Source organism: Photobacterium sp. CCB-ST2H9, assembly GCF_023151555.2.
Taxonomy (GTDB): Bacteria; Pseudomonadota; Gammaproteobacteria; order Enterobacterales; family Vibrionaceae; genus Photobacterium.
Map to the genome: position 1 here is coordinate 749,002 of NZ_CP100425.1, position 23,330 is coordinate 772,331.

General features: G+C 52.4%; 19 protein-coding genes and 20 tRNA genes. 2 read left to right on the forward strand and 37 right to left on the reverse strand.

The window, feature by feature from the left end:
• Positions 1-40 precede the first annotated feature (40 nt).
• From lipA to leuS, 12 genes are all read right to left on the reverse strand, one after another.
• Positions 41-1,012 carry a lipoyl synthase gene (gene lipA, locus L4174_RS03540; protein ID WP_248143427.1) on the reverse strand — a complete coding sequence of 324 codons (972 nt, stop codon included), beginning with the start codon at positions 1,010-1,012 and terminating at the stop codon, positions 41-43.
• A gap of 2 nt (positions 1,013-1,014) precedes the next feature.
• On the reverse strand, positions 1,015-1,659 hold the full coding sequence (lipB, locus tag L4174_RS03545) for a lipoyl(octanoyl) transferase LipB (RefSeq protein ID WP_248143832.1): 645 nt from the start codon (positions 1,657-1,659) through the stop codon (positions 1,015-1,017).
• Between the two features lie 116 nt (positions 1,660-1,775).
• Positions 1,776-2,051: a DUF493 family protein YbeD gene (gene ybeD, locus L4174_RS03550; protein ID WP_248143428.1), complete on the reverse strand. Its 276-nt coding sequence runs from the start codon at positions 2,049-2,051 to the stop codon at positions 1,776-1,778.
• Between the two features lie 168 nt (positions 2,052-2,219).
• Positions 2,220-3,395: a serine hydrolase gene (locus L4174_RS03555; RefSeq protein ID WP_248143429.1), complete on the reverse strand. Its 1,176-nt coding sequence runs from the start codon at positions 3,393-3,395 to the stop codon at positions 2,220-2,222.
• Between the two features lie 150 nt (positions 3,396-3,545).
• Complete coding sequence (locus tag L4174_RS03560; protein ID WP_248143430.1) at positions 3,546-4,358, reverse strand: septal ring lytic transglycosylase RlpA family protein; 813 nt, start codon at positions 4,356-4,358, stop codon at positions 3,546-3,548.
• Positions 4,358-5,479, reverse strand: coding sequence for a peptidoglycan glycosyltransferase MrdB (gene mrdB, locus L4174_RS03565; RefSeq protein ID WP_248143431.1), 1,122 nt, complete (start codon positions 5,477-5,479; stop codon positions 4,358-4,360). The genes L4174_RS03560 and mrdB overlap by 1 nt, the downstream gene beginning before the upstream one ends.
• Positions 5,476-7,422: a penicillin-binding protein 2 gene (gene mrdA, locus L4174_RS03570; protein ID WP_248143432.1), complete on the reverse strand. Its 1,947-nt coding sequence runs from the start codon at positions 7,420-7,422 to the stop codon at positions 5,476-5,478. The genes mrdB and mrdA overlap by 4 nt, the downstream gene beginning before the upstream one ends.
• Before the next feature lie 6 nt (positions 7,423-7,428).
• The gene (gene rlmH, locus L4174_RS03575; RefSeq protein ID WP_248143434.1) at positions 7,429-7,899 is read right to left on the reverse strand and encodes a 23S rRNA (pseudouridine(1915)-N(3))-methyltransferase RlmH; all 471 of its coding nucleotides are present in this window, start codon (positions 7,897-7,899) and stop codon (positions 7,429-7,431) included.
• A gap of 7 nt (positions 7,900-7,906) precedes the next feature.
• Positions 7,907-8,224, reverse strand: coding sequence for a ribosome silencing factor (gene rsfS / locus L4174_RS03580; protein WP_248143435.1), 318 nt, complete (start codon positions 8,222-8,224; stop codon positions 7,907-7,909).
• A 185-nt stretch (positions 8,225-8,409) separates the two neighbouring features.
• Positions 8,410-9,435 (reverse strand): DNA polymerase III subunit delta, encoded by a 1,026-nt coding sequence (holA, locus tag L4174_RS03585; RefSeq protein ID WP_248143436.1) that lies wholly within the window; start codon positions 9,433-9,435, stop codon positions 8,410-8,412.
• On the reverse strand, positions 9,432-10,061 hold the full coding sequence (lptE, locus tag L4174_RS03590; protein ID WP_371929370.1) for an LPS assembly lipoprotein LptE: 630 nt from the start codon (positions 10,059-10,061) through the stop codon (positions 9,432-9,434). Before lptE ends, holA begins: the two co-directional genes overlap by 4 nt.
• Before the next feature lie 82 nt (positions 10,062-10,143).
• Positions 10,144-12,720: a leucine--tRNA ligase gene (gene leuS / locus L4174_RS03595; protein ID WP_248143437.1), complete on the reverse strand. Its 2,577-nt coding sequence runs from the start codon at positions 12,718-12,720 to the stop codon at positions 10,144-10,146.
• A 172-nt stretch (positions 12,721-12,892) separates the two neighbouring features.
• On the opposite strand from leuS, the gene L4174_RS03600 reads away from it, so the two are divergent.
• The gene (locus L4174_RS03600; RefSeq protein WP_248143438.1) at positions 12,893-13,375 is read left to right on the forward strand and encodes a zinc ribbon-containing protein; all 483 of its coding nucleotides are present in this window, start codon (positions 12,893-12,895) and stop codon (positions 13,373-13,375) included.
• A 134-nt stretch (positions 13,376-13,509) separates the two neighbouring features.
• Here L4174_RS03600 and lnt read toward each other — a convergent pair whose 3' ends face one another.
• From lnt to miaB, 5 genes are all read right to left on the reverse strand, one after another.
• Positions 13,510-15,069 (reverse strand): apolipoprotein N-acyltransferase, encoded by a 1,560-nt coding sequence (gene lnt, locus L4174_RS03605; RefSeq protein ID WP_248143439.1) that lies wholly within the window; start codon positions 15,067-15,069, stop codon positions 13,510-13,512.
• Positions 15,069-15,941: a CNNM family magnesium/cobalt transport protein CorC gene (gene corC / locus L4174_RS03610; protein ID WP_248143440.1), complete on the reverse strand. Its 873-nt coding sequence runs from the start codon at positions 15,939-15,941 to the stop codon at positions 15,069-15,071. The genes lnt and corC overlap by 1 nt, the downstream gene beginning before the upstream one ends.
• Positions 15,942-16,034: 93 nt before the next feature.
• A complete protein-coding gene (ybeY, locus tag L4174_RS03615; RefSeq protein ID WP_248143442.1) occupies positions 16,035-16,499 on the reverse strand; it encodes an rRNA maturation RNase YbeY in 465 nt (154 codons plus the stop codon).
• An 8-nt stretch (positions 16,500-16,507) separates the two neighbouring features.
• Positions 16,508-17,572 (reverse strand): PhoH family protein, encoded by a 1,065-nt coding sequence (locus L4174_RS03620; protein WP_248143834.1) that lies wholly within the window; start codon positions 17,570-17,572, stop codon positions 16,508-16,510.
• Between the two features lie 75 nt (positions 17,573-17,647).
• Positions 17,648-19,072 carry a tRNA (N6-isopentenyl adenosine(37)-C2)-methylthiotransferase MiaB gene (miaB, locus tag L4174_RS03625; RefSeq protein ID WP_248143444.1) on the reverse strand — a complete coding sequence of 475 codons (1,425 nt, stop codon included), beginning with the start codon at positions 19,070-19,072 and terminating at the stop codon, positions 17,648-17,650.
• A 326-nt stretch (positions 19,073-19,398) separates the two neighbouring features.
• Here miaB and L4174_RS03630 point away from each other — a divergent pair, with 326 nt between their 5' ends.
• The gene (locus L4174_RS03630; protein WP_248143446.1) at positions 19,399-20,559 is read left to right on the forward strand and encodes a 2-octaprenyl-3-methyl-6-methoxy-1,4-benzoquinol hydroxylase; all 1,161 of its coding nucleotides are present in this window, start codon (positions 19,399-19,401) and stop codon (positions 20,557-20,559) included.
• 175 nt (positions 20,560-20,734) lie between these two features.
• On the opposite strand, the gene L4174_RS03635 is transcribed toward L4174_RS03630, so the two are convergent.
• The 20 genes from L4174_RS03635 to L4174_RS03730 all read right to left on the reverse strand — a co-directional run bounded on the left by L4174_RS03635 (position 20,735) and on the right by L4174_RS03730 (position 23,091).
• Positions 20,735-20,821: transfer RNA gene (locus tag L4174_RS03635), tRNA-Leu, on the reverse strand.
• A gap of 64 nt (positions 20,822-20,885) precedes the next feature.
• Positions 20,886-20,960, reverse strand: a tRNA-Gln gene (locus L4174_RS03640).
• 30 nt (positions 20,961-20,990) lie between these two features.
• A tRNA-Leu gene (locus L4174_RS03645) sits at positions 20,991-21,077 on the reverse strand.
• Positions 21,078-21,121: 44 nt separating this feature from the next.
• Positions 21,122-21,198, reverse strand: a tRNA-Met gene (locus L4174_RS03650).
• 30 nt (positions 21,199-21,228) lie between these two features.
• Positions 21,229-21,303: transfer RNA gene (locus tag L4174_RS03655), tRNA-Gln, on the reverse strand.
• Between the two features lie 27 nt (positions 21,304-21,330).
• A tRNA-Leu gene (locus L4174_RS03660) sits at positions 21,331-21,417 on the reverse strand.
• Positions 21,418-21,481: 64 nt separating this feature from the next.
• Positions 21,482-21,556: transfer RNA gene (locus L4174_RS03665), tRNA-Gln, on the reverse strand.
• A gap of 3 nt (positions 21,557-21,559) precedes the next feature.
• Positions 21,560-21,644: transfer RNA gene (locus L4174_RS03670), tRNA-Leu, on the reverse strand.
• Between the two features lie 35 nt (positions 21,645-21,679).
• A tRNA-Leu gene (locus L4174_RS03675) sits at positions 21,680-21,766 on the reverse strand.
• Between the two features lie 97 nt (positions 21,767-21,863).
• Positions 21,864-21,938: transfer RNA gene (locus L4174_RS03680), tRNA-Gln, on the reverse strand.
• 3 nt (positions 21,939-21,941) lie between these two features.
• Positions 21,942-22,026, reverse strand: a tRNA-Leu gene (locus tag L4174_RS03685).
• 32 nt (positions 22,027-22,058) lie between these two features.
• Positions 22,059-22,145 (reverse strand) — tRNA-Leu (locus L4174_RS03690).
• Between the two features lie 36 nt (positions 22,146-22,181).
• Positions 22,182-22,258, reverse strand: a tRNA-Met gene (locus L4174_RS03695).
• 39 nt (positions 22,259-22,297) lie between these two features.
• Positions 22,298-22,372 (reverse strand) — tRNA-Gln (locus L4174_RS03700).
• A gap of 78 nt (positions 22,373-22,450) precedes the next feature.
• A tRNA-Leu gene (locus tag L4174_RS03705) sits at positions 22,451-22,537 on the reverse strand.
• A 38-nt stretch (positions 22,538-22,575) separates the two neighbouring features.
• A tRNA-Met gene (locus L4174_RS03710) sits at positions 22,576-22,652 on the reverse strand.
• 45 nt (positions 22,653-22,697) lie between these two features.
• Positions 22,698-22,772: transfer RNA gene (locus tag L4174_RS03715), tRNA-Gln, on the reverse strand.
• 3 nt (positions 22,773-22,775) lie between these two features.
• Positions 22,776-22,860, reverse strand: a tRNA-Leu gene (locus tag L4174_RS03720).
• 32 nt (positions 22,861-22,892) lie between these two features.
• Positions 22,893-22,979: transfer RNA gene (locus L4174_RS03725), tRNA-Leu, on the reverse strand.
• 35 nt (positions 22,980-23,014) lie between these two features.
• Positions 23,015-23,091 (reverse strand) — tRNA-Met (locus L4174_RS03730).
• Between the last annotated feature and the right edge of the window lie 239 nt (positions 23,092-23,330).

The following is a 23,330-nucleotide window of genomic DNA, read 5'->3' on the forward strand; positions in this document are numbered from 1 at the left end:
CAGAGGCGTCATGTCACCATACGATTCCCGACTTGTGTGATTATTTCACTTCTTCGCCTTTTGCCTGCAGGTCGGCATGGTAAGACGAGCGGACAAACGGACCACAGGCCGCATGGGTAAAGCCCAGCTCCAGTGCAATTTCTTTGAGCTCATCAAACTCTGATGGCGGCACATAACGTTCAACAGGCAAGTGGTGGCGGCTTGGTGCCAGGTACTGACCTAAGGTCAGCATCGTTACGCCGTGTGCACGCAGATCCTTGAGGACTTCAATGATCTCTTCTTTGGTTTCACCCAGACCCATCATCAGGCCGGATTTTGTCGGAACGTTCGGATGCATTTCACCGAATTTCTTCAGCAGATCCAGCGACCACTGGTAGTTCGCACCCGGACGGGCCTTGCGGTATAAGCGTGGCGCAGTTTCCAGGTTATGGTTGAAGACATCCGGCGGATTATCACGCAGGATTTCCAGCGCACGATCCATCCGGCCACGGAAATCAGGGACAAGGGTTTCGATCTTGATTTCAGGGCTCTTCACGCGAATTTCACGGATACAGTCAGCAAAGTGCTGTGCACCGCCGTCACGCAGATCATCGCGGTCAACGGATGTGACAACCACGTAGCGCAGCTTCATATCAGCGATGGTCTGAGCCAAATGAACCGGCTCTTCAGCACTTGGCGGCAGCGGACGGCCATGGGCAACGTCACAGAACGGGCATCGACGGGTACAGATGGCACCCAGAATCATGAAGGTGGCCGTACCGTGACTAAAGCACTCTGCCAGGTTCGGACAGGATGCCTCTTCACAGACCGAGTGCAGGTTGTTCTTACGCATCGCGTCCTTGATGTCCCGGATACGTTGGGTATCCGCCGGCAGTTTGATTTTCATCCACTCCGGTTTACGCAGCATTTCACGGGGTTTTTCTTCCGCTTCCATGTTACGTACTGGGATCAGGGCCATTTTGTCGGCGTCACGATATTTGACACCTGGTTCTATTACGATCGGTTTGCTCATGATTAATTGCTTTCCGTTATCCACTCTATGCTCTGGTAATCGAGCAAATTCACTAACTCATCGACAAGTATAGGTTGCACATCAGCCAGTTCTGTAGGGCCATTGAACATAGCCAGCTGAGTCATTTCCATACCCGCATAGCCACAGGGATTGATGCGCATGAAAGGCGATAAATCCATGTTGACGTTGAGGGCCAGGCCATGAAAAGAACAGCCGCGACGGATACGTAGACCGAGTGAGCAGATTTTTTTGCCGTCGACATAGACACCAGGGGCGTCCGGACGGGCATTAGAGGTTACCCCGAAACGGGATAGCGTGTTGATTACTGTGTTTTCAATGTGCGTGACCAGCTCACGGACGCCCAGTTTGAGGCGGCGCAGATCGAGCAGAAGATACATCATTTGCTGCCCCGGGCCATGATAGGTCACTTGTCCACCGCGATCACTCTGAAAAATAGGGATATCACCAGGATTCAGCACGTGCTCGGCTTTGCCGGCTTGCCCCTGAGTAAAAACGGGAAGGTGCTCAACCAGCCAGATCTCATCGACGGTGTCGTCATCGCGATCGGCGGTAAAATCATGCATGGCCTCATAAGTGACAGAATAGTCTTTCAGGCCCAGGTTGCGGACAATGAGATTTCTTTGCACATTCACACCCATGTTGTCTGTCGGGATCTGCTGCGAGTCAGAAGATACCAATAATGGTGCATTATAAAACTTGGCGGCTGAAATTTCAGCCGCCAATTGCTCGGTAGGACCAGGTCTCAGAGGACGACACGGACAATCTCAATCTCGCCCAGTTCCTTATAAAGCGTTTCAACCTGCTCAATGTGAGTCGCTGTGATTGTAATTGAAACGGCACTGTAAGTGCCTTTGCCGCTTGGTTTCACCAACGGCGTGTAGTCACCTGGCGCATGGCGTTGAATCACTTCTACCACCAGGTCCGGCAGTTCAGGCTTATTAAAGCCCATTACCTTGTAGGTAAACTGACAAGGGAACTCGAGTAAATCTTTAAGTTTTGGCTGTTCTTGCTGTTGCATGCTGAACTCCCGGAAATGTATGCGGTGTATCACAATTAAGGGCAGCATATTAATGGCTCGCCGTCCAGAACACAAGTCATGCAAAGGGAACGGAACAGTACAAACGATGCCATCAGCGGGTTAAAAAGAAAAAGGACAGCGAGGCTGTCCTTTTTCATGCGAAAGCGATTAGCTCAGCCAGCCCTTAAACAACAAGACGATATAATCAATCAGACGGCTGAAAATGCCTCCCTGATTGACATCGTTCAGTGCCAGCAGCGGGTATTCAGCAACATCGTCATCGCCCAGGCGGTAGTACAGTTTACCGACAACATCGCCTTTGTGGATTGGCGCTTTCAACTCTTTTTCCAGCACAAAGTTGGCTTTCAGATCTTTGACCGAACCACGCGGCAGCGTGACGAAAGTATCCTGACTGACACCCAGTGAGACTTCATCCGTGTCACCCATCCAGACTTTTTCAGTCACGAAGGTCTCGTTGGCTTTATGCGGAGAAACGGTTTCGAAAAAGCGGAAACCATAGTTCAGCAGCTTTTTACTTTCAGCTTTACGGGCGTTGGCATTTTTGGTGCCCATCACAACAGCGATCAGACGCATCTGACCTTCGGTTGCAGTACTGACCAGGCTGTATCCGGCGTTATCCGTATGGCCGGTTTTCAGACCATCCACATTCAGGCTCTTGTCCCACAGCAGGCTGTTTCGGTTGAACTGCTCAATGCCGTTATAGCGGAAAGATTTTTCCTTATAGATTGCGAACTCGTCCGGCACGTCACGGATCAGGCCCTGTGCCAGCAGCGCCATGTCATAAGGGGTGGTGAACAGATTGGCATTATCCAGACCGTGTACGTTGGCAAAATGGGTGGAATCCATCCCCAGTGTTTTTGCCCATCCGTTCATCAAATCGACAAAAGAGTCTTCAGAACCAGCCACATGTTCGGCCATGGCAACACAAGCATCATTGCCTGACTGAATGATGATACCGCGGTTGAGGTCAGACACTTTGACTTCACTACCAACCTCGATAAACATTTTGGATGAGCCAGGGAAGTTTTTCGCCCAGGCATTTTTACTGACCACAACAGTATCATCCATAGAGATGTTACCGCGTTTGATTTCCTGACCGATGACATAACTGGTCATCATCTTGGTCAGGCTCGCAGGCGGCAGCTTCTGGTATTCATTTTGTCCGGCCAGAATTTTGCCTGAATGGTAATCCATCAGGACATAACCTTTAGCGGCTATCTGCGGGGCTTCTGGAACAACGGCTGGTGCCGCTGTCGCGGAAAGGCTTGTCATCAAAACGGCAGAGGCTGTGACAGAGCGAAAAAATGCAGCAGATTTATTCATGATAGTTGTTACTTGGATTGCGGATAACAAAATTGGAACCACTATATCAGATTGAGTCCTGATAAACAGTTCTCAACCCGACGATATAAGGGCCCACACAAGAATCTTATGAAATTTTTACATACTTTTGTCAGACTTCAGGTTGGCAAATTAGTTCAACTCGCGCAACTCGGATACCACAAAAGCTTCCGGGAACTGTGATGCTCTGGCTTGATCACGTAAATGTTCAGCCTCCTGTGAGTCCAGATAGGGCCCCAGGCGCAGCCGGTATACCGCTGCGGATTTTGCTTTTTTCAGTTCCACCTGAGTATTGAATTCAGTTTTGAGCTTCTGAGCTGCAGCCTGTGCTTTGCTCAGATCGCTGAATGCCGCGAGTTGAACGAAAAACCATCTCGGGTTGGCACTTTGCCACTCTGCCTTGTCTGGCTTGGGCATCTGAATCAGTTCAATGCTGACCGGTGCAGTGCCATGACCAATCACGTCCAGTTTGGTCGCGGCAGCCATACTGAGGTCGATAATTCGTCCTTCGTGGAATGGACCACGGTCGTTTACCCGGACGATGGCGGTTTTGCCGTTATTTCTGTTGGTGACTCTGACATAGCTCGGCAACGGCAGGGTTTTATGCGCTGCCGTCATGGAATACATATCGTAAATTTCGCCGTTCGAGGTTTGATGGCCGTGAAATTTTTTGCCGTACCAGGAGGCCAGTCCCTCTTGCGTGAAAGGCTGATCAGACGGCAAAATCGTGTAATGCTGACCATTGAGATTGTAATTCACATTACCGGCCAGACTTTTAGCTTCATATCTTGGCTGGGCATCTTCAATATGATCCAGTGTCGGAGAGCTGTCCGGTGCACGGTCTTCTTTGATTTGATACCGATCTGAAGTCGATGTGGTGCTACACCCGGCCAGCAGCAGGGTGAAGCACAGAGAGAAAATGAACGATTGAGAAGCAATGCGCATCAGTTCGCCTTAGACAGCATTTTTCTGTGAGTGTGGATAGACATCAGGATACCAAAGCCCGCCATCAGGGTGACCATTGAGGTGCCGCCGTAACTGACCAGGGGCAGGGGAACACCAACAACGGGCAGCAAGCCACTGACCATCCCGATATTGACGAAAACATAAACGAAGAAACTCAGGACAATACTGCCTGCCATCATGCGGCCAAAGGCCGTTTGTGCCCGGCTCGCCAGCAGAAGTCCGCGGCCGATGATGAAAATATAGAGAGCCAGCAGGCCGACCACGCCAGCCAGTCCCCATTCTTCAGCGATCACGGCAAAGATAAAGTCGGTATGACGCTCCGGCAGAAATTCTAGCTGTGACTGAGTGCCGTGCAGCCAGCCCTTGCCGGTAATACCACCGGAACCAATGGCAATTTTCGACTGGATGATGTGGTAGCCGGCACCTAGCGGATCTGATTCAGGATTGAACAGCGTCAGGACCCGGGTTCGCTGATAATCATGCATCAGGAAAAACCAGAGCAGCGGGATGAAGGCAGCCACGAGCAACCCGGCAAAAATGATAATGCGCCAGCTGATCCCGGACAGAAACAGGACGAAGACCCCGGAGGCCGCGATCAGGATTGAGGTTCCCAGATCGGGCTGCTTGGCAATCAGAATCGTGGGCACGAAAATCATGAGTGTGGCGATTACGATATTCTTCAGGCTGGGGGGCAGCGGATGATTCCCGATAAACCGGGCCACCATCAGCGGTACCGCCAGTTTAATCAGCTCTGAGGGCTGGAAACGCACCACACCGAGATCCAGCCAGCGTTGCGCGCCTTTGGAAATTTCCCCGAACAGCAGGACGCCAAGCAGTAAGAGCAGGCCGACACCGAACAGGTAAGGTGCCCAGGCTTCGTAGTGTCGGGGCGCGATTTGAGCCAGGATAAACATAATGGCCAGTGACAACAGCATCCGGACCGCCTGACGCTCCATCATAGCCAGATTCTGGCCGCTGGCGCTGTACATGACCACCAGAGCAAAACCCATCACGGTCAGGATCCCCAGTAACAGCGGCACATCGATATGCAGCCGGTCACTCAGGGTTGTTTTACTGCCTGCGGCAGCCATGATACTCATCGGGTTACCTCGGCAAGTGTTGATTTGTTGGTGTCATGTTCATCACTGTGATCCAGTAACATGTGATCGAAGATCTGCCGTGCGACCGGGCCACCGTTACTGGAACCGCCACCGGCGTTTTCCAGCACCATTGCAACCACAACCTGTGGATCATCAAAAGGTGCGAAAGCGGTAAACAGCGCGTGATCCCGCAGATGTTCTTCCAGCTCTTCGGCGTTATATTCTTCATCTTCAGCCAGACCAAAGACCTGTGCGGAGCCTGACTTACCGCCAGCTTTATATTGCGCGCCATAGAAAGCACGCCGTGCCGTTCCCCGGTTGCCGAAAAGCACCCGGTACATGCCGTCTTTTGCTACTCTCCAGTACTTTGGCTCTACGCCGGTCACCGGCGGGAAGATCTCATATTTGGCCGGTGTTTCGCCTTCAGGCCCGATGATATCTTTCAGCAGATGGGGGGCCCGGACTACGCCATTGTTTACCAGAACCGTGGTGGCTTTCGCGATCTGCAACGGGGTTGCCGTCCAGTAGCCCTGACCGATACCGACAGGAATGGTGTCGCCCTGATACCAGGGCTGACGGAAACGCGCCTGTTTCCACTCTCGGGTGGGCATGTTGGCTTTACTTTCCTCGAAAATATCAATACCGGTATATTCCCCGTAACCAAATTTGCTCATCCAGGAAGACAGACGGTCAATCCCCATGTCGTAGGCAATCTGGTAGAAAAAGGTATCAACAGATTCTTCAATGGCTTTGTGAATGGTCACCTTTCCGTGTCCCCAACGCAACCAGTCGCGGAATGGCCGGCTCTTGGAGTTCGGAATTTTCCAGAACCCGGGATCATTACGTGTGGTACTGGTAGTAATCACCCCTTCAGACAAGGCTGCGACGGCAATTGCAGGTTTTACGGTTGAAGCTGGCGGATAAATACCAAGGGTGACACGGTTCACCAGCGGTCTGTCCCTGTCATCCAGCAAGTCCCGGTACGCTTTGCCGGAAATACCATGGACAAAGAGGTTAGGGTCATAACTCGGGCTGGAAACCATCGCCAGAACGGAGGAATCTTTCGGATCCAGGACGACGACAGAACCGCGTTTGGGCTTGATAAATTCTTCGCCGGTTTCCGGATCGACTTTTTTCTCGGTCAGCAATTGCTTCACATAAAGCTGCAGCTCGATATCCAGATTCAGGCGGATATCTTTACCGGGGACGGGCGGGACATATTTCAAAGTCCGGATGATACGGCCCCGGCTGTTCACTTCCACTTCCTGATAACCGGATGTGCCGTGCAGCATCTCTTCATAGTATTTTTCAATACCGAGTTTGCCGATATCCCGGGTTGCCTTGTAGTTGTTCAGGTGGCCCTGGCGATCCAGCATCTCCAAATCACGGTCATTGATTTTAGCAACGTAGCCGAGGACGTGGGTGAGGGCGTCACCATAAGGGTAATAACGCTTCAGATAGGCTTTCACCTCAACACCGGGGAAACGGTGCTGATTCACAGAAAACAGCGCGACTTCTTTTTCAGTCAGCTGATTGCGCAGCGGAACAGAGTTGAAACGGCGCGTACGGCGGCGTTCTTTTTCAAAACGTTCGATTTCTTCATCCGTGATGCCCAGCAAGGCTCTGAGCCGTTCCAGGGTATCATCCAGCATCGGAACCTTTTCTGTCACGACTTCCAGAGAGTAAACCGGCCGGTTTTCAGCTAACAGAACACCGTTACGGTCGTAGATCATCCCGCGGTTCGGGGCGACCGGCACAACCTTGATGCGGTTATCGTTGGAGCGAGTCTTGTAGTCCTCAAACTCGCTGACCTGAATGTGATAAAGGTTACCGACCAGGACACCAATCAGGACCAGAATACCGGCGAAGGAAAAAATAGCTCGCCGGAAAAACAGCGATGATTCTGCCTGATGGTCACGGATCTGAAGTCGCTTCTTGCGCATGCCGTTTTATTCCCTGTGGTATGGATGATTAGCCGTGATACTCCATGCCCGGTACAAGCTTTCCGCCATGACGATACGCACCAGAGGATGTGGCAGGGTTAACGGAGAGAGTGACCAGCTTTGCTCGGCCGCAGCTTTACAGGCTGGCGCCAGACCTTCAGGCCCGCCAATCAGGATAGAGACATCGCGCCCGTCCAGTTTCCAGTTTTCCAGCTGTCCGGCCAGTTGCTCGGTATCCCAGCGTTTACCGGGAATATCCAGCGTGACGATGCGGTTCCCTTTGGCTACTGCGGCCAGCATGGCTTCGCCTTCTTTTTGAAGAATACGGGCAATATCAGCATTTTTGCCCCGTTTTCCGGCTGAAATCTCAATCAGTTCCAGCGGCATGTCTTTTGGAAATCGGCGGCGATATTCTTCAAAACCGGTTTCTACCCACTTCGGCATTTTGGTGCCGACGGCGATCAGTTGTAACTTCATCCGTCAATCAGCCCCAGAGCTTTTCCAATTGATAAAGCTGTCGGGCATCTTCCTGCATGATATGCAGCATCACGCTTCCCATATCAACGACAATCCATTCGCCGTCTTCTTCACCACTGATGCCAAACGGGGGAAAATCGATCAGCTTGGAGGCTTTGTTGACATTGTCAGCAATTGAAGCGACGTGTCGGTTCGAGGTACCGGTGCAAACGACCATGAGATCTGTAATGCTGGATTTGCCGCGGACATCCAGAGTGACGATGTCCTGCGCTTTCATGTCATCAATTTTATCAATGATAAAGTCGTGTAGTTCTTGTACCTGCAAAAGGGGCTCCCTCATTTCAGTTTGCATTCCGGGTGAACAGGCTCTGTTTGTTAGAGTCGGATGAGCCGATCGGGTTCACATTTTAACGCCGGAGTATAGCATGCTCAATCGGTGCTGCTGCTTGCGTGACCAGCAGAGGTCGGTTTTTTTGAGCAGCAGCCAGATTTAACAATATTTTGCCTTCGTCAAAGCAAAGGCAAGTTCTTGTTCATCCCGCACATCAGTGCACAAAGAGTACTTAAATCGGGCCAGACATGGCTGTTGAAGTCTGTTTTCACCTGGCGTTCCAGCTGGGTGAGCTGGTGCAGTGCCTGTAATAACATCGGTAACGTCAGGCGGTGGAGGGCGCCGACATAAAGCTCGCGCCGGTTTTGCCAGACCCGGAAGTTTTCAAAGATCCGGTTCAGCGGAACCCCTTGCCGCCCCATTTCCTGCATCCGGTACAGCTGAGTCAGTTCCCGCTGCAGCGTCCGCAGAATGATGATGGCTTCGACACCTTCAGCTTCGAGCTGGCGGAGGATCCGCTGGCTGCGTTTGGCCTGCCCGGCCAGCAGAGCGTCCAGTAACTGAAACGGCGTGTAGTGGTTGTGCCGGCTCAGGGCATCCTGAATACGAGGAACCGTCAGTGTGTTGTCCGGATAGATCAGGGTCAGTTTGTACAGGCTTTGCGTCAGTGCTAACAGGTTCCCCTCATGCCATTGGGCGAGCAGCTGGATCGACTCGGCGTCTGCGTTCAGTCCAAGCTGCTGGCATCGCTGCTGAATAAACCGGGGTAACTGTCGGGCATCCGGCGTATTACAGGGGACGTAAATTCCCTGCGCAGTCAGCGCTTTGAACCAGGCAGTGGATTCCTGTTTTTTGTTCAGACGGGGACCAAATACCAGTAACAGAATATCCGGGTGCAGTGCATCAATCACCGTTTGCAGTGATTTGGCCTGATTGGCATTGAGGCCATTTTCCGGCAGGGTCAGCTCAATGATCTGACGTGAAGAGAACAGGCTCAGTGCCTGGCAGTTATCCAGAACTTCATGCCAGTCGAGCTGATTATCAATGGTGTAGCTGTGCCGTTCCAGAAAGCCTTCCGCTTTGGCTTGTTGTCTGAGGCGGTCTGAGGTCTCCTGCAATAAGAGCGGCTCGTTGCCAGACAGCAGGTAAGCGGCTGATAACCCTTGTTTCAGCCGCTCACTCAGTTGTTCCGGGTAGATCCTCATTGTGCAACAGTGCCTTTGGTCTCAAAAAGCTGCTCTGCGGCCTGTTTGTCGGCATCTGTTTCCGTTTCAATCGTGGACACGCCCTGTTCGTTTTCAGTCTCGGTGTCCAGCTGATTGAGATCGGCGGTCAGACGGGCAAGTTGGCGCATGATCTGGCGGGCGGCTTGCTGGCGCATTTCATCCAGCAGCATGTCGCGTTCTACGGACTTTGCCAGTGCGGTCAGCGGGTTGTCCAGAAAGCTGCGGTTCACCCTGGTGGTAAAACGCTTTGCGCCTTTTTCCGGTATAACCACCTGATAGTTGACGGTATAGGTCAGCTCGTATTCGGCAGCCCGGCTGTTCTGATAGAGCGACAGGGTACGTTCGCCCTGGGATTCGCTGAGCAGATGCAGGTTTGGAACCTGCGCCGATGGCGGCACTGCTTCAATACCGTGTAATTTGAATTGGGATTTCACCATACGGGTCAACGGCCCGTATTGATCAAAACTGGTCAGAGACAGGCGGGCAATGTCGTCGGGCAGCATGTAGTTCCCACGCAGGTGGAATCCGCAGGCTGTTGTCGTCAGCGCGAGAACCATGACAATGACCAGACGAAAGCGGGACAGTAGAGATGAAGCTGTGCTCACCGTGTCTACTCCTTGTTCAGCAAATACAGAGGTAAAAAGAGAAAACGCCTTCCCGGGGGAAGGCGTTGTTCGTTAGCCTGAATTAGTTGGCAACGATGTTCAGTAACTTGCCCGGCACGTAAATCACCTTACGAATTGTTTTATCGTCGGTGAATTTCGAGACGTTCTCGTCAGACAAGGCCATAGCCTCAACCTGATCTTTGTCAGCATCGGCAGCAACCGTCAGTTTGGCACGCAGCTTGCCGTTGACCTGAACAATGATCAGTTTCTCATCTTCGACCATGGCTTTCTCGTCAGCGACGGGCCACTGAGCCTGATCAACATCAGTTTCACCCAGCGCTTTCCACAGCTCAAAGCTGATGTGCGGGGTGATTGGGTACAGCATACGAACCACTGCTTTCAGTGCTTCGTCCAGCAGGGCGCGGTCTTGCGCAGACGCTTGCGGCGCCTTACCCAGCTTGTTCATCAGCTCCATAATCGCAGCAATTGCCGTATTGAAGGTCTGACGACGGCCAATGTCATCGCTCACTTTGGCAATGGTCTTATGAACGTCACGACGCAGGGCTTTCTGATCAGCATTCAGTGCCTGGGCATCCAGAACTTCGATCGCACCTTTGGCCGTATGTTCATAAACCAGTTTCCAGACACGTTTCAGGAAGCGGTTTGCACCTTCAACGCCGGATTCCTGCCATTCCAGTGTCATATCTGCCGGAGAAGCAAACATCATGAACAGACGCACGGTGTCTGCACCGTACTTATTAACCATTTCCTGCGGGTCGATACCATTGTTTTTCGACTTGGACATCTTGGTCATGCCGGAATGCACCAGCTCGTTACCATCCACATCGGTCGCTTTGGTGATACGGCCTTTCTCGTCGCGATCCAGCGTCACTTCGGTTGGGGATACCCAAACTTTGGCGCCTTTGTCATTGGTATAGTAGAAGGCATCAGCCAGTACCATGCCCTGACACAGCAGTTGCTTGAACGGCTCGTCGCTGGTCACCATACCGCTGTCGCGCAGCAATTTGTGGAAGAAACGGGAATACAGCAGGTGCATACAGGCGTGTTCAATACCACCGATGTACTGGTCGACCGGCAGCCAGTAGTTGGCGGCATCGGAGTCCAGCATTTCATCCGCTTGTGGCGAACAGTAACGCGCGTAGTACCAGGACGACTCCATAAAGGTGTCGAAGGTATCGGTTTCACGCAGTGCAGGTGCACCGTTGAAGGTGGTTTCTGCCCAGCTCTTGTCTGCTTTGATCGGGCTGGTCACGCCGTCCATCACGACATCTTCCGGCAGGATCACCGGCAGCTGATCGGCTGGGACCGGATGCACTTGACCGTCTTCGGTCGTCACCATCGGGATTGGTGCACCCCAGTAGCGCTGACGGGATACGCCCCAGTCACGCAGACGGAAGTTCACGGTTTTCTTGCCTTTGCCTTCCGCTTCCAGTTTGGCGGCGATGGCATCGAATGCTGCCTGGAAGTCCAGACCATCGAACTCACCCGAGTCGAACAGGACACCTTTCTCGGTGTATGCAGCTTCACTGATATCCAGCTCACTGCCGTCAGCAGGTTTGATCACAGGAACAATGTCCAGGCCATACTTGGTCGCGAACTCGAAGTCACGCTGATCGTGGGCAGGAACAGCCATCACGGCACCTGTGCCGTAATCCATCAGAACAAAGTTAGCCACGTAAACCGGGACACGGAGGCCGTTCAGCGGATGAATGGCATACAGGCCGGTCGCCATGCCTTTTTTCTCCATGGTTGCCAGTTCAGCTTCAGCAACCTTGGTGTTTTTGCATTCGTCGATGAATGCGGCCAGCTCAGGTTTGTTTTGTGCCGCCAGCTCTGCCAGCGGGTGACCCGCAGCGATACCGACGTAAGTGACGCCCATCAGGGTATCCGGACGGGTGGTGTACACTTCCAGTGGTGCGTTCTGGCCTTCAACCTCAAAAGACAGCTCAACCCCTTCGGAGCGGCCGATCCAGTTGCGCTGCATGGTTTTCACCATCTCAGGCCAGCCTTCCAGGTTTTCCAGATCGTCCAGCAGCTCCTGCGCGTAGGCGGTGATCTTGATGAACCACTGAGGGATCTCTTTTTGCTCTACAGGCGTATCACAACGCCAGCAGCAGCCGTCTTCAACCTGTTCGTTTGCCAGAACGGTCTGGTCGTTCGGACACCAGTTGACCGAGGACGTTTTCTTATAAACCAGGCCTTTGTTGTACAGTTTGGTGAAGAATTCCTGTTCCCAGCGGTAGTATTCCGGCGTACAGGTGGCAAATTCACGGTTCCAGTCGTAACCGAAGCCCAGCAGTTTCAGCTGGTTCTTCATGTAGTCGATGTTTTCGTATGTCCATGGCGCCGGAGCCGTGTTGTTTTTCACTGCGGCGTTTTCAGCAGGCAGGCCGAAAGCATCCCAGCCGATTGGCTGCATGACATTTTTGCCCTGCAGGCGCTGATAACGGGAGATGACATCACCGATGGTGTAGTTACGAACGTGACCCATGTGAAGTCGTCCGCTTGGATAAGGGAACATAGAGAGACAGTAGAACTTCTCTTTATTCGGGTCTTCACTTACAACAAAGGTCTTATTGTTGTCCCAATGTTCTTGAACTTGCTGTTCAATGTCCTGAGGACGGTATTGTTCTTGCATCGATGACATCCGGGATTTTTGTGAGTTGAATACAAACACAGTCAAAATAATCGACATAGAATAACTAAAGGTAAAGGGAGCAACAATAGCTGAGGCCGAATCGGTGTGCTTATTCTTGTGATATTTCAGACAAGGCAGACCCGAGTTGGCGGATTAGCTTGGGAGAACTGAGATGGTGAAACAAAAAGCTGCGTATGAATCGATGCTGGAAGACATTACGGAAACACTGAAACACAGTCCGGAAGAGTTAAAACACTGGATCGATACCAGCGAGAAATACCGGGAAGCTGCCAGTGACATGACGAAAGATGAACTGGCGTTGATCCGGGAGTATTTCAAACGGGATCTGAAGGAATTCGGCCAGAATGTGCAGGAAAGTCCGGAGCCGTTTTCAGAAAGCCCGTTCTATAAGCTGGTATCCGAAACGATCTGGAGCGGTCTGGCAGAAGTGACTGACAAGACTCAGCTGGAATGGGTTGAAGTGATGGATGATCTCAAGCACCGGGGCGTGTATAAGGCCGGTGAAGTGGTCGGGCTGGGGAATCTGGTCTGTGAGAAGTGCGGTCACCATGAGCAGTATACCCATGTCCGTATTATTGAGCCCTGCGTGCAATGCGGAGGCACCCAGTTCACCCGTCAGCCACTGGCACCTTAGTCTTTGGCACTGCAGGTGCAGGTGGCTCTCTCCCGGCCATCCATGACTGATCTTCAAACACCGAACATCTGGCATTGGGTGAAAAACAAAAGAGGGCCAGAGCCCTCTTTGTGATTTCGCGGTGTGGATGGGGATCAGTGTACCCCTTCCTGCGGATTGGTATCTCTGAAATCTCCCCGACGCCGTTTCACGAGCAGCCAGGACAAGGTGACGGACCATAACAGATAGAGATAGAGCGGCCAGCTGCCCAGCGAGGTAAAAGGCGTCATTCCTTTGGTCGGAGTAACGGTGGCACGCAGGACGCCGGTTTCAAACTGCGGCAGCTCTGCAATAATCTTGCCCTGATAGTCGACCACGGCTGTGACACCGGTATTGGTGGCTCTCAGCAAAGGCTTTCCGGTTTCCAGTGCGCGCATCTGGGCGATTTCCATGTGCTGGTGCGGGCCGATAGAACGACCAAACCAGGCATCATTGGATAATGTCAGCAGCATGTCTGTACCTGAACTGACGTTCTGGCGCACCTGCTCGCTGAACGCAATCTCATAGCAGAGCGCTGGCGCCAGTGCATAACCGTTAGCCTCCAGATTCTGCTGGATAAAGCTACCCCGGCTGAACGAGGACATCGGCAGGTTAAAAAACGGTGCCAACGGGCGCAGCAAGTCCCCGAAGGGCACAAACTCGCCAAACGGTAGCAAATGATGTTTGCTGTACCGGCTCGCCGTATCGTAGTGGTATGCGCCGTTGCGATTGACGCCCAGCGTCAGGATATTGTTGTAATACTCACCTTCACCGGTTCTGTCCAGCACTCCGGTGATCACCGCACTCTGATTCATCCGGGCCGCTTCATCGAGACGACTCAGGAAAGTGCCGACCTGCTGCTCCAGCGCCGGTATAGCGGCTTCCGGCCAGACAATAATATCGGCATCCCAGTTTTCACGGGTCAGATCTAGATATTTCATCAGCGTGGGCCAGCGTTGATCCGGCTGCCATTTCAGGGCCTGCGGAATGTTGCCCTGCACCAGAGCGACTTTCACCGGCTTATATGGGTCAGGCTGAACCCAGTCAATTCCTTTGGCCTGATAAGCCAGCAACAGGAGCAGCGCGGGTATCATCAGTGGTTTCCAGTTGCGGTAGTAACCGGCCGCAACCAGAGCACCGCAGCCGAGAACCAGCGCAAGTGTCAGGCCTTCAACACCCAGTATTGGCGCAAAACTGGCAAATGGTCCGTGAATCTGGCCGTAACCCAGCCATAACCATGGAAAGCCTGTGAACAGCCAGCCACGTAACCAGTCAAGTACTAACCAGAGCACCGGGCCGATGAGCATCAGCTGGTGGAAAGGGCGGCCCTGGCCGAACCGGGCAAGGAGTGCACCAAACAATGCAGGGTAGATCGCCAGATAGCCGATCAGCAGGACCATCAGGAAGAGTCCGGCGGCAATGGGCATCCCGCCAAAGTCGGCAATGCTGACGTGAACCCACCAGACACCACTGCCAAACAGGCCCAAACCCCATGCCAAACCCGTCTGGAAAGCGGTTTTCGGACGTTGGTTTTGCAGCAGGGTAAAGAAAATAATGAGGGAGAGCGGAGCAAGGAACCAGAACTTATAAGGGGCGAAAGACAGGGTCGCCAGCGCACCGGCCGGGACGGCCAAAAGCAGCCGTCCCCAAAGGTTTAGATTGTCGATTCGTCTCATCAGGGCGTCATCGTTGGTTGATGTGCCTCCTGCGGCACCGTCACTTGTAACTGAATGATCCGGCGGCTGTCCGCGGCGGTAACTTTGAACGAATAACCTTCCAGTTCAACCACTTCACCCCGGCTTGGCAGGTGACCAAAACTGGTCATGACCAGACCACCGATGGTATCGATGTCGTTGACGCTGAAGTTGGTCTGGAACAGTTTGTTGAAGTCATCAATCGTCGTCAGTGCCTTCACATTCCAGGTGTGCTTACTCAGTTGACGGATTTCCTGCTCTTCTTCGTCATCGAATTCGTCTTCGATTTCACCGACGATTTGTTCCAGAATATCCTCAATGGTGATCAAACCGGAAACACCACCAAATTCATCGACCACAATGGCCATGTGGTAGCGTTCTTCCCGAAATTCTTTCAGCAGGCGATCAACCCGCTTGCTTTCCGGCACAACAACAGCCGGGCGCAGGATAACGTCGAGGTCAAACGGCTCACTGTCCGGACGCAGATACTGCAACAGGTCTTTGGCCAGCAGAATACCTTCAACGTGGTCTTTGTCATCGCTGATAACCGGATAGCGTGAGTGCTGGGCATCAACAATGATATCAATCAGGTCTTCAACCTTCTGAGAACGTTCAATGGTGACCATTTGCGAGCGGGGGATCATGATGTCGCGAACTCGCATTTCGGAGATCTGCATCACGCCTTCCAGCATGTCGCGGGTATCGTGATCGATCAGGGCATTCTCTTCGGAATCACGGATCACGCTGACCAGCTCTTCCTTATTTTGAGGCTCTCCCTGAAAGAGCTGTCCAATACGTTCAAAGAAGGTCTTTCGACTCGGACCGTCAGAATTTTGGGGGTTATCGTCGTTCATTGCTTTCTATTCAAATAGGTGGCCTGAGCCACGGAAAGCCGGTTCCTGAAAAGCAACCGACTGTATTTCTGGCGATGACGGCCAGGGCTGATGTTAGTATTGGTCAGCCTCGTAAGGATTGGCAAACCCTAAACCTTGCATAATTTCGGTTTCCAGAGCTTCCATTTCTTCGGCTTCGTCATCTTCAATATGGTCATAACCTAGCAGATGAAGCGAGCCGTGTACAACCATATGTGCCCAGTGCGCGAGCAGGGGTTTATTCTGCTCCTCAGCTTCTTTTTCAACGACCTGGCGACAGATAATCAGATCGCCCAGCAGTTCCAGCTCAACACCCGGCGGGGCTTCGAATGGAAATGACAGCACATTGGTCGGCTTGTCTTTCCCCCGGTAGTCCCGGTTCAGGGTCTGACTTTCAGCTTCATCGACCAGCCGGACCGTGACTTCAGCATCCGCCTGAAATGGCGTTACGGCGGCTTCCAGCCAGCGCTGGAAGTCGGCTACCGCTGGCATGCCACTTTCATCAGCAGTGGCAAGCTGTAAATCCAGATAAACTGACATCTGTGTGATTATTCCGTTTCAGAGCTGACCTGACGCGCTTCCTGTTGTTCACGGCGACGCTGTTCAGCCAGTTTACGTTGTTTCTGATCTTCGGTTTCCCAGACTTCGTACGCTTGAACAATTCGGGCGACAACCGGGTGGCGAACCACGTCGGTGGCCTGGAAGAAGTTAAAGCTGATCTCATCAACATCGGCCAGAACTTCAATGGCATGACGAAGACCGGAGCGGGCACCGCGCGGCAGGTCAATCTGAGTGACGTCGCCGGTGATGACTGCACGGGAGTTAAAACCAATCCGGGTCAGGAACATTTTCATCTGTTCGACCGTGGTATTCTGGCTTTCATCCAGGATGATAAAGGCATCGTTCAGTGTGCGGCCGCGCATATAGGCCAGCGGGGCAACTTCAATGACATTGCGTTCGATCAGCTTTTCGACGCGCTCGAAACCCAGCATTTCAAACAGGGCATCGTAGAGCGGGCGCAGATAAGGGTCGACTTTCTGGCTCAGATCCCCCGGCAGGAACCCCAGTTTTTCGCCGGCTTCAACCGCAGGGCGGGTCAGCAAGATCCGACGGATTTCCTGACGTTCCAGTGCATCAACGGCAGCTGCAACAGCCAGATAGGTTTTCCCAGTACCAGCCGGTCCCACACCAAAGGTAATATCATGGCCGACCATGTTGGCAATGTACTGGGCCTGATTTGGGGTACGCGGTTTAATCACCCCTTTTTTGGTCTTGATGTGAATTTCTTTGCCGTAAGGGATGCTTGAACTGACATCCTGTTCCAGAACGCCGGATTCTTTAATGGCCAGATGAATTTGTTCCGGTTCAATATCCGGGATCACATTGCGCACCGGGGCGGTGTCAACATACAGATCTTTCAGGATATTCGCTGTCGCTTCGGCCGTATGTGGCTGACCGACGATACTGAAACTGTGGCTGCGGTGATTGATTTCAACGCCGAGGCGGCGTTCCAGTTGCTTGATGTTGTCGTCGAATGGACCGCAAAGGCTGGCCAGGCGGTGGTTATCGGCGGGTTCGAGATTCAGTTCAACAGTAATAATTTTGCTCAAGATTTGCCTCTCAATAGGCCGCCCACTGTGACGGGCGGCCGGTATAACTGGGCATGGGCAGATATTTCTGTCCTCTTATTAAGGAGTATAAACGCCTACACCCAATTCATCTTCTTTACGGGTTTTCTCCATGACCTCACTCGGAGACATGGCAATACGCAGGTTCATGTCAGCCTCAGTGCGGACCAGTTCACCACGCAGGGAATTGTTGAATACGTCCGTGATTTTGACATCGACAAACTGACCGATCAAATCCACAGAGCCTTCAAAGTTCACGACCCGGTTGTTTTCGGTACGGCCGCGCAGTTCCATAATGTTTTTCTTTGATGGACCTTCAACCAGAATGCGCTGCTCTGTATCCAGCATCTGACGTGAGTAACGCATGGCCTGGGTATTGATCTGCTGCTGCAGTTCATACAGGCGCTGTTTCTTCACATCTTCAGGCAGATCACACGGGTAATCTGCAGCCGGGGTTCCCGGACGAGGGGAATAAATGAAGCTGAAGCTCATGTCGAAATCAATTTCGCGGATCAGCTTCATTGTATCCTGGAAATCCTGATCGGATTCGCCCGGGAACGCCACGATAAAGTCTGAACTGATGGTGATTTCAGGACGGGCCTGACGCAGCTTACGGATTTTTGATTTGTACTCAATGGCCGTATGCGGGCGCTTCATCATCGCCAGAATCCGGTCTGAGCCGCTCTGTACCGGCAGGTGCAGGAAGCTGACCACTTCCGGCGTGTCTTTGTAGACCTCAATGATGTCGTCCGTAAACTCAATCGGGTGGCTGGTGGTGTAACGAATCCGGTCAATGCCGTCGATAGCGGCAACCAGGCGCAACAATTCAGCAAAAGAAGCGATTTCACCATCATGAGTTGCACCACGGAAGGCGTTCACGTTCTGGCCCAGCAGGTTGACTTCACGAACGCCCTGCTCAGCCAGTTGTGCGATTTCGAACAATACATCGTCCAGCGGACGGCTGACTTCTTCACCACGAGTGTAAGGAACAACACAGAAAGTACAGTATTTTGAGCAGCCTTCCATGATGGAAACGAATGCTGTCGGACCTTCTGCCCGTGGTTCTGGCAGGCTGTCGAATTTCTCAATCTCAGGGAAAGAGATATCCATGACCGGCGCTTCAGATGACTGCGACTGAGAAATCATTTCCGGCAGACGGTGCAGTGTCTGAGGGCCAAAAATGACGTCTACGTAAGGAGCACGTTCACGAATGGAATCCCCTTCCTGAGTCGCTACACAGCCACCGACACCAATCACCAGATCCGGTTTTTTGTCTTTCAGTGTTTTCCAGCGGCCAAGCTGATGGAAAACTTTTTCCTGAGCTTTTTCACGGATCGAGCAGGTGTTCAGCAGCAGTACATCTGCTTCTTCTGGTTCTTCTGTTAATTCATAACCGCCATTAGCGTTGAGAAGATCGGCCATTTTGGATGAATCGTATTCGTTCATCTGACAGCCCCAGGTTTTGATAAGCAGTTTCTTCGCCATGTCTAACTCTTCACTCGTAGTGTTAATTCGGTGCATTTTCTGCTGCTGATGCAGCGTCGGCCGGGAGTTGAAGGGCCTAAAATCCCTCTACTGTGGGCCAGCTTAAATTGCAAGCCGCGTATTGTACTGCTTTCGACACGGCCTGACCAGATCATCAATGCTGATTATAAAACCGGCAGGCGTTGTGTTTAGAAACGTAGACAGTCCGGCAGAGATCAAGCTTCAGGGACAAAGCGGATTGAATTGACTGCGGACTTCAGCTTGAAGGTGGTCAACTTGCGGAAAGCCGTTAGAATGTCGGCATTGCAATGAATTGAGATACCAGCATGGAACAGTTTGATGTAGTGATCGCCGGCGGCGGTATGGTTGGTGCAGCAGCGGCACTGGGAATGGCCCGTCAGGGGCGGAAAGTGGCGGTGATTGAGGGGGAGCGCCCCGCACCTTTCAATGAAAGCCAGGCGATGGATCTGCGGGTCTCTGCAATCTCGGCCCAGTCGGTGAAACTCCTGAAGCGACTGAATGCCTGGGACAGTATTTGCGCGATGCGGCTTTGCCCGTTCAGACGGCTGGAAACCTGGGAACATCCGGAGTGCCGGACCCGGTTCAATGCCGCAGATCTGGGACTGCCAGAGCTGGGTTTTATGGTCGAAAATCGTCTGATTCAGCTGGGGCTGTGGCAGGCTTTTGAAAGTCTGCCGAATCTGACACTGATTTGCCCGGCACGGCTTGCCCATTTTGACCGTCATGAAGCGGGTTATCAAGTGACGCTGGATAACGGTCAGGTACTGCAATCCCGTTGGCTGGTTGGTGCGGATGGTGCAAACTCCCGTGTGCGCCAGCAGGCCAACATTGGGATCACCGCCTGGGATTACCGCCAGCATTGTATGCTGATCAATGTGGAAACTGAGTTGCCGCAGCAGGATATCACCTGGCAGCAGTTCACGCCGCAAGGACCTCGTTCTTTCCTGCCATTGCCCGGCCATCAGGGATCGCTGGTCTGGTATGACAGCCCGGCCCGGATCAAACAGTTATCGGCGATGACATCGGTACAACTGGAAACAGAAATTTTCAGGACGTTTCCGGCTGAACTGGGGCCAATTAAAGTGCTGAACCGAGGCAGTTTTCCGCTGACCCGGCGGCATGCGCAGTCCTATTATTCGGATGGTATTGTCTTGCTCGGTGATGCCGCACATACCATTAATCCATTGGCAGGGCAGGGTGTGAACCTGGGGTTCAAAGATGTGGAGGTTTTGCTGGATGAAATGGCAAACGGCGGCCAGTACTGGTTTGAAACCCAGGTGCTTAAGCGTTACGAACAACGACGCCGTCCGGATAACCTGCTGATGCAAACGGGGATGGATGTGTTCTATAAAGCTTTCAGTAATGATCTGAAACCTGTTGTGATGCTGCGGAATCTGGGACTCAGGCTGGCCGAACACACGGGGCCACTGAAGCACCAAGTGCTGAAATATGCTTTAGGGTTGTAATTCAAGATTCAGGATAATGACAAATGCGAAAGCCACCTGTGTGTGGCTTTTTCTTGTTCTGTATTCTGGCAAAGGGGGGCAACAGAGACAAAAAAACCAGCTTTCGCTGGTTGATTGCATGGATATGACAGGGTAGCCTATCCGGATTTTAATAACTTTCTGTATGAGAGAAAGTTGGTGCGGAGGGAGAGACTTGAACTCTCACGTCCTTGCGGACACTAGCACCTGAAGCTAGCGCGTCTACCAATTCCGCCACCACCGCACGTGGTATTTACCTGTCTGAGCAGGAAAGATATCGAGATGGTAAAGCTCGGTACCTTGAATAATGGCAGGGCTACCTGGATTCGAACCAGGGGATGACGGGATCAAAACCCGTTGCCTTACCGCTTGGCGATAGCCCTAGAGTGCAACTTATTTACAAAGAAGTCAATTGGTGCGGAGGGAGAGACTTGAACTCTCACGCCCTTGCGGGCACTAGCACCTGAAGCTAGCGCGTCTACCAATTCCGCCACCACCGCGTGTATTGACTCTTTTTTCCATTTACACCTGGTAGGGGAGTAAATGGTGGCTACGACGGGATTCGAACCTGTGACCCCATCATTATGAGTGATGTGCTCTAACCAACTGAGCTACGTAGCCAATTTACAAACGTAAAAAACGTTTTGTAAATGGCAGGGCTACCTGGATTCGAACCAGGGGATGACGGGATCAAAACCCGTTGCCTTACCGCTTGGCGATAGCCCTGCTGATGATCTGAATCAGATCGAAAGTTGGTGCGGAGGGAGAGACTTGAACTCTCACGTCCTTGCGGACACTAGCACCTGAAGCTAGCGCGTCTACCAATTCCGCCACCACCGCACGTGGTATTTACCTGCTTGAGCAGGAAAGATATCGAGATGGTAAAGCTCGGTACCTTGAATAATGGCAGGGCTACCTGGATTCGAACCAGGGGATGACGGGATCAAAACCCGTTGCCTTACCGCTTGGCGATAGCCCTAAATGGTGCGGAAGGAGAGACTTGAACTCTCACACCTTGCGGCGCCAGAACCTAAATCTGGTGCGTCTACCAATTCCGCCACTTCCGCAAATTGTTGGATGTCTGAGACATCAGAAAAGTCATTGGTGCGGAGGGAGAGACTTGAACTCTCACGTCCTTGCGGACACTAGCACCTGAAGCTAGCGCGTCTACCAATTCCGCCACCACCGCATTGTGTGACTTTTCAATCAGATACATATTCTGTATCTGCTTCCGGTATTCACCGGAGAAGACACCGAGCTGGTAATACTCGTTATCTTTAAACAGATGGCAGGGCTACCTGGATTCGAACCAGGGGATGACGGGATCAAAACCCGTTGCCTTACCGCTTGGCGATAGCCCTATATGGTGCGGAAAGAGAGACTTGAACTCTCACACCTTGCGGCGCCAGAACCTAAATCTGGTGCGTCTACCAATTCCGCCATTTCCGCATATTGTTTGCCTTTACAAGGCCGGATGTCATTGGTGCGGAGGGAGAGACTTGAACTCTCACGTCCTTGCGGACACTAGCACCTGAAGCTAGCGCGTCTACCAATTCCGCCACCACCGCGTGGAATGACATCTTGTTTCTCACTCGAGGTGAGAATGGTGGCTACGACGGGATTCGAACCTGTGACCCCATCATTATGAGTGATGTGCTCTAACCAACTGAGCTACGTAGCCACTTTGTGTTCAACGCCGGCGTTGCCTACGTTTTGAAAATGGCAGGGCTACCTGGATTCGAACCAGGGGATGACGGGATCAAAACCCGTTGCCTTACCGCTTGGCGATAGCCCTGCAGAATGTCACAAAGTATTGTGCTATTCAAGAAAGAAATAATTTTACCGTTATTTCTTTCGTGTTCACCTCAGAGATTGGTGCGGAGGGAGAGACTTGAACTCTCACGTCCTTGCGGACACTAGCACCTGAAGCTAGCGCGTCTACCAATTCCGCCACCACCGCAATACGCTGGGTGAACGATTTGCCTTTCGGGCAAATTATGGTGGCTACGACGGGATTCGAACCTGTGACCCCATCATTATGAGTGATGTGCTCTAACCAACTGAGCTACGTAGCCATCAATTTTGTACCAACGCCGGTCAAAAGACCCACGTTTTGAATATGGCAGGGCTACCTGGATTCGAACCAGGGGATGACGGGATCAAAACCCGTTGCCTTACCGCTTGGCGATAGCCCTACATGGTGCGGAAAGAGAGACTTGAACTCTCACACCTTGCGGCGCCAGAACCTAAATCTGGTGCGTCTACCAATTCCGCCATTTCCGCATATTGTTTGCCTTTACAAGGCCGGATGTCATTGGTGCGGAGGGAGAGACTTGAACTCTCACGTCCTTGCGGACACTAGCACCTGAAGCTAGCGCGTCTACCAATTCCGCCACCACCGCATGGAATGACATCTGTTTCTCACTCGAGGTGAGAATGGTGGCTACGACGGGATTCGAACCTGTGACCCCATCATTATGAGTGATGTGCTCTAACCAACTGAGCTACGTAGCCATCATGCCGATTCAGCCAGTTTTCACTGTTGCCTTTTCATCAGGCGCTGTCTCGGGAACGGGGCGCATTATGCTTATCCCTGTCTGGAGCGTCAATAGTTTTTTTAAGAATCCCCAGAAAATCTGCTTGTTCGGTGGTTATTTGGACGAAATGACCGAATGCCATGCTAGGTCAGTGATTTGGCGGGTAAAAAATCAGCAACCTTGTTCATTCCGCAAAAAAAGGGCCGGCAAATGCCG

What these genes read in the sequence shown, in the direction of transcription:
- L4174_RS03630 (WP_248143446.1), top strand. Translation starts at nt 19,399, where the DNA reads ATGGAACAGTTTGATGTAGTGATCGCCGGCGGCGGTATGGTTGGTGCA.
- L4174_RS03555 (WP_248143429.1), bottom strand. Translation starts at nt 3,395, where the DNA reads ATGAATAAATCTGCTGCATTTTTTCGCTCTGTCACAGCCTCTGCCGTT.
- miaB (WP_248143444.1), bottom strand. Translation starts at nt 19,072, where the DNA reads ATGGCGAAGAAACTGCTTATCAAAACCTGGGGCTGTCAGATGAACGAA.
- ybeD (WP_248143428.1), bottom strand. Translation starts at nt 2,051, where the DNA reads ATGCAACAGCAAGAACAGCCAAAACTTAAAGATTTACTCGAGTTCCCT.
- lnt (WP_248143439.1), bottom strand. Translation starts at nt 15,069, where the DNA reads ATGAGACGAATCGACAATCTAAACCTTTGGGGACGGCTGCTTTTGGCC.
- mrdA (WP_248143432.1), bottom strand. Translation starts at nt 7,422, where the DNA reads ATGCGCAAGAAGCGACTTCAGATCCGTGACCATCAGGCAGAATCATCG.
- mrdB (WP_248143431.1), bottom strand. Translation starts at nt 5,479, where the DNA reads ATGAGTATCATGGCTGCCGCAGGCAGTAAAACAACCCTGAGTGACCGG.
- L4174_RS03560 (WP_248143430.1), bottom strand. Translation starts at nt 4,358, where the DNA reads ATGCGCATTGCTTCTCAATCGTTCATTTTCTCTCTGTGCTTCACCCTG.
- rlmH (WP_248143434.1), bottom strand. Translation starts at nt 7,899, where the DNA reads ATGAAGTTACAACTGATCGCCGTCGGCACCAAAATGCCGAAGTGGGTA.
- ybeY (WP_248143442.1), bottom strand. Translation starts at nt 16,499, where the DNA reads ATGTCAGTTTATCTGGATTTACAGCTTGCCACTGCTGATGAAAGTGGC.
- holA (WP_248143436.1), bottom strand. Translation starts at nt 9,435, where the DNA reads ATGAGGATCTACCCGGAACAACTGAGTGAGCGGCTGAAACAAGGGTTA.
- lipA (WP_248143427.1), bottom strand. Translation starts at nt 1,012, where the DNA reads ATGAGCAAACCGATCGTAATAGAACCAGGTGTCAAATATCGTGACGCC.
- corC (WP_248143440.1), bottom strand. Translation starts at nt 15,941, where the DNA reads ATGAACGACGATAACCCCCAAAATTCTGACGGTCCGAGTCGAAAGACC.
- leuS (WP_248143437.1), bottom strand. Translation starts at nt 12,720, where the DNA reads ATGCAAGAACAATACCGTCCTCAGGACATTGAACAGCAAGTTCAAGAA.
- L4174_RS03600 (WP_248143438.1), top strand. Translation starts at nt 12,893, where the DNA reads ATGGTGAAACAAAAAGCTGCGTATGAATCGATGCTGGAAGACATTACG.